Annotated in this window: 3 protein-coding genes; all 3 read left to right on the top strand. The window is 57.8% G+C overall.

Annotated elements, in window-relative coordinates; all coding sequences use genetic code 11:
* Positions 1-147: flagellin (locus ACI3GR_RS20090; RefSeq protein ID WP_407497036.1), on the top strand; the 147-nt coding region annotated here is incomplete at its 5' end.
* A 274-nt stretch (positions 148-421) separates the two neighbouring features.
* Positions 422-1258 carry a flagellin N-terminal helical domain-containing protein gene (locus ACI3GR_RS20085; RefSeq protein ID WP_407497035.1) on the top strand — a complete coding sequence of 279 codons (837 nt, stop codon included), beginning with the start codon at positions 422-424 and terminating at the stop codon, positions 1256-1258.
* Positions 1259-1556: 298 nt separating this feature from the next.
* On the top strand, positions 1557-2309 hold a 753-nt coding region (locus tag ACI3GR_RS20080; protein WP_407497034.1), incomplete at its 3' end, for a flagellin N-terminal helical domain-containing protein.

Below are 2309 nucleotides of genomic sequence, written 5' to 3'. Positions count from 1 at the left end.
GACAGCGGCATCGGGTCGATGATCGACGCCAACATGGAAGAAGAAGCAGCCCGCCTTCAGGCCCTGCAGGTTCAGCAACAGCTGGCCACGCAGTCGCTGTCGATCGCGAACTCTGCGCCTCAGAACATTCTGAGCCTGTTCCGCTAATCGCGGGCCGGATAACCAATTGAAAGGCCGCGGGATTTCCGCGGCCTTTTTCATTGGGGCAGGGCGCGCCACATTTGCGCCACATTTTGGTTAACCTACCTTCACGACCCCAATTTGACCCATAAAAACAAGGGGTCACAGGTCGGGACATTTTTCAGATTTTAGTAACCAATTTCACATTCCTGCCCGAAACGGCCTGTACCCATTACCATACGGGAAGGCCCGTCCGCGGAAGAAATCCAGCGAAACGATAAGAAAAAAATCGGAGCAGATGATGTCTTCCATCCTGACTAACCACAGCGCGATGACAGCGCTGTCGACCCTTCGCCAGATCAACACCAGCCTGTCCGACACGCAGTCGCGTATCTCGACCGGTCTGCAGATCGCGTCCGGTAAAGACAACGCAGCCTATTTCTCGATCTCGAAAACCATGGCCGGCGACAGCGGCATGTACAAAGCGATCGATGAGAACCTGACCCTTCAGCAGAACGCCGTGTCGACCGCCCGTCTGGGTGCGGAAACGGTTGTCGATCTTGCCAAGGATTTCGCTGAACGCGTCGCGTTCGCACAGGGTGGCACGCAGGAAGTTCGCGATGACGTACAGGCCGAACTGGACGAACTGGCCGCGCGTATGTCCACCACGATTGCACAGGCAACTTTCAACGGCACCGACTATGTGAACTCCACCGGCGCCGTGACCGTCGTGACGGGTATTTCGCGCTCGACCACGGGTGTGATCGCCACCACGACCATGACCTTCAACATGCAGGACCTTGGCGCAATCCAGTCCGCGATGGCTGCCGTTGACCTGTCCGCAGCAACCACCACCGCACTGCAACAGACCGCGCTGCAGACCGCTGAAACCCAGCTGTCCGCCGCGATTGCATCGGCCACCGCACTGGGCATTGCCGAGCGGTCCATCGAAACTCAGAAAGACTTCCTGGGTGAGCTGACCGACCGTCTGGACAGCGGCATCGGGTCGATGATCGACGCCAACATGGAAGAGGAAGCAGCCCGCCTTCAGGCCCTGCAGGTTCAGCAGCAGCTGGCCACGCAGTCGCTGTCAATTGCGAACTCTGCGCCTCAGAACATTCTGAGCCTGTTCCGTTAACCCCGGTTAACAAGCTGATCGGAAAGGCCGCGGAGAACCGCGGCCTTTTTGCTGCCGGAACGCCGGGGGCGAAACAATGGCTGCCCCAATTGCGCCACAATTGCCCGAATGCTGACATATTTCCTTAATGTATACAGGTTTAAGGACTTGTTTTTATAAGGAAATCGAAAAAGCACAGTAAGGCACAGGTTCCGACACTTTTTCTTATTTTCGCCCAATTGCGATGGTTAATTATACCCACGGGCAGGCCCGTTCTCGGAAGAAATCCGACTAAGAGATAAGAAAATCGGAGCAGAAAATGTCTTCCATCCTTACGAACCACAGCGCGATGACCGCGCTGTCCACGCTGCGTAACATCAATACCAGCCTGTCGGATACGCAGTCGCGGATTTCGACCGGTCTGCAGATCGCGTCCGGTAAGGACAACGCGGCCTATTTCTCGATCTCCAAGACCATGTCCGGCGACAGCGGCATGTTCAAAGCCATCGATGAGAACCTGACCCTTCAGAAAAACGCCGTCTCCACCGCCCGTCTGGGCGCCGAGACCCTGGTTGACCTGGCCAAAGACTTTGCCGAACGCGTCGCGTTTGCGCAGGGCGGTACCCAGGAAGTCCGCGATGACGTGCAGGCAGAATTGGACGAACTGGCCGCGCGTATGCAGACGACCATCGACCAGTCGACCTTCAACGGCACCGACTATGTGAACGCGGCCGCGACCGTGACGGTTGTGACCGGTATTTCGCGTACCGCTGCGGGTTCGATCAGCACCACGACGATGACCTTCATGCAGCAGAACCTTGGCGCGATCCAAACGGCGCTGGACGCCGTGTCGGTGACCTCGGCCGGTACTGCCGCCCTGCAGGAAGCTGCGCTGCAAACCGCTGAAACCCAGCTGGCCGCCGCGATTGCCTCTGCAACCGCACTGGGCATTGCAGAACGCTCCATCGAAACGCAGAAAGAATTCCTTGGCGAGTTGTCCGACCGTCTGGACAGCGGCATCGGGTCGATGATCGACGCCAACATGGAAGAAGAAGCAGCCCGCCTTCAGGCC

Origin of the sequence: Pseudooceanicola aestuariicola, assembly GCF_045763785.1 — a bacterium.
Lineage (GTDB): Bacteria > Pseudomonadota > Alphaproteobacteria > Rhodobacterales > Rhodobacteraceae > Pseudooceanicola.
This window is presented reverse-complemented; position numbering and strand designations above follow the sequence as displayed.